This is a genomic window from Caulobacter sp. GW821-FHT11E11, from assembly GCF_058808315.1.
In genome coordinates this window covers 254,004-261,302 of sequence record NZ_JBXARO010000009.1, presented here as the reverse complement: position 1 = coordinate 261,302, position 7,299 = coordinate 254,004, and the positions used below count along the sequence as shown (strand labels likewise).

Below are 7,299 nucleotides of genomic sequence, written 5' to 3'. Positions count from 1 at the left end.
CTGCGGGTGGTGGTGAGTGATCCCGCCGCCATCGACGAGGCGGCGCTCGACGCCGCCGGCGTCCGAGGTGTCGTCCGCGTGGGAGAGCGCGCCATCCACGTGGTGCTGGGTCCCTCCGCCGAACGGGTCGGCGAAGCGATGAGGTGCCTGCTCTAACCCACCAGCAGGTCGCGGATCTTGGCGTTCAGTTGCTCGGGCGCGAACGGCTTCATCAGGTAGCCGTTGGCCCCGGCCTGCATGGCCATGACGATGCGGTCCAGGCGCCCTTCGCCGGTCAGCATCAGGATCGGGATGTTGGCGCATGCGGCGATCGACCGCAGGGTCCGGACGAGCTCGATCCCGTCGGTCGTGGGCAGGCGGACGTCGAGGACGAACAGGGCCGGCGGGGTGGCGTGAACCTTGCCCAGCATCCGTTCCCCGGTCTCGAACAGCTCGACGGAATAGCCTTGCGGGGCCAGTGCGGTCTGGAGAAACGCCAGGATCAGAGGGTCGTCATCGACGACGAAGATCGTAGGCGCGACGGCGACTGACGGCATGGGGCATCCTGTCCAGGCGCTCGAGTGCAGCGCGGCTCCAGCCTTGCCGGGCGGCGGGGCGGGATCAAGGGGCCGCAGGTTGCATCGCGACTAACCCGCCCTTCATGCTTTTGCGCGACGGATAAGGCTTCAGCCCACGTTCGGGCAGGACAGAAAGTCCATGATGGCCGTTGAACACGACGAGATCGACGTCGCGACCTTGCGCGCGCGTCTTGACCGCATGACCCGCCTGGCCAAGGCTCAGGCCGCCCTGTCGGAAGCCGATCTCGACCTCGACACTTTCATGCAGGCCATCGTCGAGCACCTGGCCGAGCTGACCGGCGCCAAGGGTGCGATCGTCGAGCTGGTCGACGGCGGCGACCTCCTTTACCGCGCCGCGACCGACAAGAGCCTGGTCGGCACGCGCCTGAAGCGCGAGAACAGCTTCTCGGGCCTTTGCGTCGCCACCGCCGAGGTGATGATCTGCGCCGACGCCCTGACCGACGACCGCGTGGACCGCGAGGCCTGTGTCCGGGTGGGCGTGAGCTCGATGGTCTGCGCCCCGCTGATGCACGCCGGCGAGGCCCTGGGCGTGCTGAAGGTGTTCTCCGAGCACAAGAGCGCCTTCGGCGACGACGACATCGAGATCCTGCGCGTACTGGCCTCGCTGCTGGGGGCGGCGATGTCGCGCCAGCTGGCCTTCGAGCAGAACCAGCGCCTGCTGGCCGAAAAGACCCAGGCCCTGGAATGCGCCGCCTGGGAAGCCCGCCAGCGCGCGGTCCAGGAAGAGCTGTTCGAGACCGCCTTCCACCACGCCCCGATCGGCATGGCCCTGGTCGGACTGGACGGCCGCTTCCTGAAGCTGAACACCCACTATTGCGACATCATCGGCTATCCGCCGCGCGAGGCGCGAGGGCTGGACTTCCAGGCCATCACCCATCCCGATGACCTGAACGCCGACATGAGCCTGCTGAGCCAGCTGCTGGCCGGCGAGATCCCCGGCTACCAGATGGAGAAGCGCTACATCCACAAGGACGGCGCGACCATCCGCGTGCGGCTGTCGGTGTCGCTGGTCCGCGAGAAGGACGGCGCGCCCAAGCACTTCATCGCCCAGATCGAGGACCTGACCGAGACGCGGGCCATCGAGAACCGCTATCGGTTGATGGCGCAGAACGCGACGGACATCATCGTCACCAGCGACATGCGGGGTCTGGCGACCTTCGTCTCGCCTGCCTGCGAGGCGGTCACCGGCTATGCGCCCGAGGACATCGTCGGCCGCTCGTCGCTGCCGATCACCCATCCCGACGACCAGGACCTGGTCCGCGACGCCTTCGGCCGCCTGCTGGCCGGCCAGCCTATCGACCGGGTGCGCTGGCGCGTGCGCCACAAACTCAGCGGCGCCTGGACCTGGCTGGAGTCCAATCCCGTCCTAGTTCGCGACGAGACCACCGGCGGTGCGATCGGCTATCTGGACGTGCTGCGCGACGTCACCGCCCAGAAGGCCCAGGAAGACGCCCTGGCCCAGGCCCGCCTGGACGCCGAGGCGGCCATGCGCTCCAAGGCCGACTTCCTGGCCAACATGTCCCACGAGCTGCGCACGCCGCTCAACAGCATCATCGGCTTCACGCGCCTGCTGACCGAGAGCCGCGACCTCTCGGCCGAGGACCAGCGCCGGGTCGAGCTGGCGCACGGCGCCGGCCAGGCCCTGCATGCCGTCATCGACAACGTGCTGGACTTCTCGAAGCTGGAGGCCGCCGCCCTGGAGCTGCACAAGGCCCCGTTCGATCCGGCCGAGCTGCTGCGCCAGACCGTCGGCATGCTGGAGCCCCAGGCCGCGGCCAAGGACCTGCGCCTGAAGACCATGATCGACACCGACTCCCCGGCCTGCGTGATCGGCGACGCCGGCCGCGTGCGCCAGGTGCTGCTGAACCTTTTGTCCAACGCCGTGAAGTTCACCTCCAAGGGCGGGGTCACCGCGACTCTCGTCTGCCTGGGCGGCGACTTGGCGGCGCCGCGCCTGCGGGTCGAAATCGTCGACACCGGCTCGGGCATCGACGCCTCCAAGCAGGCGGGCGTCTTCAACCGTTTCGTCCAGGCCGGCTCGTCGGTCTCGGCCCACTACGGCGGCACCGGCCTGGGCCTGGCCATCTCGCGCCAGCTGGTCGAGCTGATGGGCGGCGAGATCGGCGTCGAGAGCGCGGCGGGCAAAGGCTCGACCTTCTGGTTCGAGCTGGCCCTGCCGACGGGCGCCGCCGAGGGGGGGGGCAAGGCCGCACCGGCTCCCGAGCCGCTGCGCCTGACGGGTCACCGTATCCTGGTGGTCGACGATGTCGAGCTGAACCGCGAACTGATGCTGGCCCTGCTCAGCAAGTACGGTTGTGAAGTCGGCCTGGCCGAGGACGGCGCCCAGGCCATCGAAGCCCTGCGCGCCAAGCCCTTCGAGCTCGTCCTGATGGACTGCCAGATGCCGGTCATGGACGGTTTCGTGGCCACCCAGACGATCCGCGCCTCCGGTGAGATGTTCGCCGACATTCCGATCGTGGCCCTGACCGCCAGCGCCCAGCCCGAACATCTAGCCCGCTGCGAGGCGGCCGGCATGAACGACCACCTGACCAAGCCGCTGAACCCGGGCGCGCTGGAGCGGGTGCTGGATATGGTGTTCCGCAAAGCGCCTACGCCGGTCCTGGCCGTGCCCGAGCCCGACGCTGGCGAGGAGGCCCGCCGTTATCTCGTCGAGTCGATGGGCCCGGCGGCGGTTCGTTCGCTGCTGGCCATCCTGCTGGCCCAGCTGGAGAATCGCTTCGCCCAGCTGGACACCCAGACCGTGCGCGAGGACGCCCACGCCCTGGCCGGCTCGTCGGGCATGATGGGCTTCCTGGATCTGTCCAAGGTCTGCCGCGACCTGGAAGCCGTGATCGACGACGGCGGCGACCACAAGGCCGCTCTGGATTTGACACTGGGCCTCGTCTCGCGAACGATCGGGGTCGCCCGGCGTTGGGAAGCCGAACTCGCCGTGGTCGAAGACGCGCCCCGGCGCCAGATGATGCATTAAGGAGAGTTCGCCGTGCCCGCGTCCGCCGCTGTCCTGGTGATCGATGACGACGCCGTGGTGCGCCAGTTCGTCGAGCTCGTCCTGACCCAGGCCGGCTACAACGTCTCGTCCGTGGCGACCGCCGAGCTGGGCATCAAGGCCCTGCAGACCGCCCGCTGGGACCTGGTTCTGCTGGACATCAACATCCCCGACATGACCGGGCTGGAGGTGCTGCGCCTGCTGCGTAAGTACCAGAAGGTCAAGGCCGCGGTGATGATGATGACCGCGCGCGGCGACGCCGCCACCGTGCGCGAGGCGCTGTCGGAGGGCGCCGACGGCTACCTCGTCAAGCCGTTCGGGCCGCAGGACCTGCTCAAGCGAGTCGAGGCCATGCTGAACCCCGAGAAGTTCCGCGCCGGTCCCAAGGACGACGGCCGGCAGAGCGTCCAGCTGGACTGATCACCAGCTGAGATACAGCGCCTCGGACACCTTCTCGATCGGCCCGTTCAGCACCTTGGCGACGGCGGAATTGCCGCTGACTAGCGACAGCCGGCGCCGATAGAGCTCCGGAGGCACGGCCGCGCGATAGACCGTCTCACCCCGCTGGCCGTCGAACGACAGGGCCCACAGCACGCCGCGCCGGTTCAGGTCCTCCAGCGCCGCGAACAACTCCGCCTCATCGATGCCGCCGATATAGCGCTGGCGGTTTCCGGCATAGGGCGGGTCCAGATAGACGAAGTCGCCGGGCCGCGCCTGCGCCAGGGTCTCGCGATAGTCGCTGGCGACGAAGGTCACGCCCTGGATCCGCGCCGACCAGGTCCGTACGGCCTTCTCGAAGCGCACCGGCAGCATGCCCTTGCGCGACAGATGGAACGAGTTGTTGAAGTCGCCGGCCTGGCTGAAACGGACGATGCCGTTGACGCAGGTGCGCATCAGGAAGTTCAGGTCGGTCGGACGCTTCTCCGCATTGAACCGCTCGCGCACGGCGTAGAAGTAGCCGGGCAGGTCGTCCTGCAGCCGCCGCCACTGGTCGGCATAATCGGCGATCAGAACCCCTGGCTCGTCGCGCACCATCGTCCAGAAGCCGATCAGCGGGGCGTAGAGGTCGCTGGCCACCGCCCCGTCGCGGGCCAGGTGATAGAGCACCGCCCCGCCGCCCAGGAACGCCTCGACATAACGCTCATGCGCCGGGGCCAGCAGGGCGATCTCGGACGCCTGGCTGCGCTTGCTGCCGGTCCATTTCAGGATCGACGGGACCGCGTCCAGCGTCATGCCGGATCCCGGGTGTGGGGGGCGGTTGGCGATGTTCCAGGATCGAGGGTGGTGGCGGAGAGGGTGGGATTCGAACCCACGGTGCCCTTCCAGGCACGCCGCATTTCGAGTGCGGTACATTCGACCACTCTGCCACCTCTCCAGGCCGCCGGTCCAGGAGGCTTTTAGGCCTCCCGAGGTCGAGGGCGCGATGTCTAACGGCGTCGCCGCCGGGACGCAAGCCCTTCCGTCGCGGTTTTTTCCGATCAGCCTTTTGGTCGCAGAATCATCTGAGTGCAGCGGAAAAGGGCGATGGTCTTTCCGGTCGCTTCGGCGGTGACGACGGCGTCCCAGACCTGGGTGTTGCGGCCGCCGTGGACCAGCTTGGCCTCGACCGCCACGCCGCCGTCGCGGGCGGTGCCCAGGAAGTTCGACTTCAGCTCGATGGTGGTGAAGCTGGTCCCGCCTTCGGGCAGGGAGACCACGCAGCCATAGCCGCAGGCCGAGTCGGCCAGGGCGATGACGCTGGCGGCGTGCAGGAAGCCGTTGGGGGCCATGTGGCGCGGTCCGACGTCGAACCGGCCCTTCACCAGGCCGTGGGTAGCCTCCAGCCATTGCAGGCCCAGGAGGTCGGGCAGGGAGCCGGCCTGACCGGCGGTCAGGGCGTCGCTGAAATCCTCGGACATGCGTCGTCTCCATATAAGTTCGCATGCGAAACTTATGGGGCGAGCGCGGTGGCGCCAAGTCCGTTTTTAAAGAAAACGGATTTAGAGCGTGGTGATGTCGACCGGCGGGAAGCGGGGGCCGCTTTCCGGCTCGGACGGCAGCTTGCCCGAGCGGATGGCCACGCGCAGGGCGGCGGGGGCCAGCACCGGGTCGGGCAGGAAGGCGTCGGCGGCGGTGCGCAGCGCGATGAAGTCCAGCCGGTCGATCGTGTCGTTCAGCTGGATGTTGGCGGTCTTTTCCTCAGCGATGGTCGACTCGCAGGTCTCGCCCGCGCAGACGCCCGGCAGCACGCGGGTCTGCGGCGGCAGGCTGAGGAACTTGCGGGCGTCGTCCCACGCCTTGCCGGCGTCGGCGCCCGGGATGTCGCAACGGCCCGCGCCTTCGCCGGGCGAGAGCATCAGGTCGCCGGTGAACAGCACGTCGCCCATGCGGTAGGCGACAGCGCCGGGCAGGCGGCCGGTCAGGGCGATCGGGGTGAACTCGACGCCGCCCATCGGGAAGGCCTCGCCGTCCTGGGCCAGCTTGTCGAAGTCCCAGCCTTCGACGTCGACCATGGGTTCGTTGAACTTGGGGGCCAGGCGCTTGAGGCTCTCGACGACATTCGCGCCGATGCAGACCGAGGCGCCGGTCTCGTATTTGAGGTGGCCGGCGGCCGAGACGTGGCCCATGTGCAGGCCGGTCTCGAGGATCCAGGTGGGTCCTAAGTCCTTGGCGCGGATGTCGGCGATAATGCCGTCCACGAAACTGGTGTCGACGGCCTCCGTCACCGGATCGAAGTCCAGCACGGGGTCGACGATGGCGCAGAGGAAGGTGGCCGGATCGACGATCAGATAGGTCACCGTCCCCGTCGCGGGATGGCGATATGCGGTGATTTCCGGCTGCATCAAAAAGCCTCGGACGCCCAAGGCCGGCAACATGGCCGCCAAGCCGTTAAACATCCGCGAACAGCGCTACAGCTTTCGACGGATTTGAGACGGATTATCGAGGCGCGGCGGCAGAGCACGGATGGGCGCCGTCGCGCAGGCCCTCGACCCAAAGCGGCTCGACATAGCGGCCGCCGTCGCGGAATCCAGGCGCGCAGCCGTCCGGAGCGTCGGCCGAGCGGCTGGCGCCGCCCGCCATCACCGACAGGGCGACCGACTGCTGCGAGCCGCCACGCGTGCGACCATAGCCCGGGCCGTACCCATATCCGGTACCGAAGCCGCCGCCATAGTAGCCGCCGCCGTAACCACCGCCGCCGTAGTACGGGTCGGCGTAGTAGCCGCCGTGCTTGCCGAAGTCGGTCTTGGAGACGGCGATGCCGACGGTGGCGTTCTCGCCGACCGGGAACAGGCCCGAGGCATAGACGCTGCGATAGCCGCCGGTGCCGACCGACACGCCCATCGAGCCATGGACCTTGCGCTTGCCGTCCGCGTCGCGGTCATCCGAGAGGCCGGCGGGCAGGATGCCGCGGTGCTCGTCGTCCATCGGCGGCGAGTGGTAGATGAAGTTGTCGATCTGCTGCTGGGTGGTGAGCGGCGGCGTCGTGGCGGTCGCGACCGGAGCCGGCGGCGCCTGGGCGGCCAGGGCTTCGGCGGACGGTTTGGCCTGGGCGGTGGCGATGACTTCGTCGTCGGGCGTGGCCGCGAAGGCGGGACCAGCGAGGGCGGCGCCGAGAGCGAGGATCGCGAGATAGGGCCGCATGGTACGCTCCACGATAACGAGGCTGGCAATCTAGAGCGCCAAGCCAGCGCAATTAGGGCGCTTTTGTTGCCACGTGGCAAGCTTGGCCCATCC

The 7,299-nt window shown here is 68.5% G+C and carries 7 protein-coding genes and 1 tRNA gene; 2 read left to right on the top strand and 6 right to left on the bottom strand.

Features of this window, described 5'->3' with window-relative positions; all coding sequences use genetic code 11:
* Positions 1–152: 152 nt before the first annotated feature.
* On the bottom strand, positions 153–536 hold the full coding sequence (locus AC1RR5_RS22665) for a response regulator transcription factor (protein ID WP_492925275.1): 384 nt from the start codon (positions 534–536) through the stop codon (positions 153–155).
* Between the two features lie 160 nt (positions 537–696).
* Here AC1RR5_RS22665 and AC1RR5_RS22660 point away from each other — a divergent pair, with 160 nt between their 5' ends.
* Together AC1RR5_RS22660 and AC1RR5_RS22655 are read left to right on the top strand one after the other, a co-directional pair.
* Entirely contained in the window at positions 697–3,567 is a 2,871-nt protein-coding gene (locus AC1RR5_RS22660) for a PAS domain S-box protein (RefSeq protein WP_492925273.1), read from the top strand.
* A gap of 12 nt (positions 3,568–3,579) precedes the next feature.
* Complete coding sequence (locus AC1RR5_RS22655; RefSeq protein WP_492925271.1) at positions 3,580–4,005, top strand: response regulator transcription factor; 426 nt, start codon at positions 3,580–3,582, stop codon at positions 4,003–4,005.
* Here AC1RR5_RS22655 and AC1RR5_RS22650 read toward each other — a convergent pair whose 3' ends face one another.
* The 5 genes from AC1RR5_RS22650 to AC1RR5_RS22630 form a co-directional block, all read right to left on the bottom strand.
* On the bottom strand, positions 4,006–4,818 hold the full coding sequence (locus AC1RR5_RS22650) for a DNA adenine methylase (protein WP_492925269.1): 813 nt from the start codon (positions 4,816–4,818) through the stop codon (positions 4,006–4,008).
* 52 nt (positions 4,819–4,870) lie between these two features.
* Positions 4,871–4,960, bottom strand: a tRNA-Ser gene (locus tag AC1RR5_RS22645).
* A gap of 103 nt (positions 4,961–5,063) precedes the next feature.
* A complete protein-coding gene (locus tag AC1RR5_RS22640) occupies positions 5,064–5,483 on the bottom strand; it encodes a PaaI family thioesterase (RefSeq protein ID WP_492925267.1) in 420 nt (139 codons plus the stop codon).
* Positions 5,484–5,564: 81 nt separating this feature from the next.
* Positions 5,565–6,410, bottom strand: coding sequence for an MBL fold metallo-hydrolase (locus AC1RR5_RS22635; protein ID WP_492925288.1), 846 nt, complete (start codon positions 6,408–6,410; stop codon positions 5,565–5,567).
* Positions 6,411–6,501: 91 nt separating this feature from the next.
* The gene (locus AC1RR5_RS22630) at positions 6,502–7,206 is read right to left on the bottom strand and encodes a hypothetical protein (protein WP_492925265.1); all 705 of its coding nucleotides are present in this window, start codon (positions 7,204–7,206) and stop codon (positions 6,502–6,504) included.
* Positions 7,207–7,299 lie beyond the last annotated feature (93 nt).

Bases quoted from the DNA above. Each gene is read 5' to 3' on its own strand.
- AC1RR5_RS22665 (WP_492925275.1), bottom strand. From the start codon at position 536: ATGCCGTCAGTCGCCGTCGCGCCTACGATCTTCGTCGTCGATGACGAC.
- AC1RR5_RS22660 (WP_492925273.1), top strand. From the start codon at position 697: ATGATGGCCGTTGAACACGACGAGATCGACGTCGCGACCTTGCGCGCG.
- AC1RR5_RS22650 (WP_492925269.1), bottom strand. From the start codon at position 4,818: ATGACGCTGGACGCGGTCCCGTCGATCCTGAAATGGACCGGCAGCAAG.
- AC1RR5_RS22640 (WP_492925267.1), bottom strand. From the start codon at position 5,483: ATGTCCGAGGATTTCAGCGACGCCCTGACCGCCGGTCAGGCCGGCTCC.
- AC1RR5_RS22630 (WP_492925265.1), bottom strand. From the start codon at position 7,206: ATGCGGCCCTATCTCGCGATCCTCGCTCTCGGCGCCGCCCTCGCTGGT.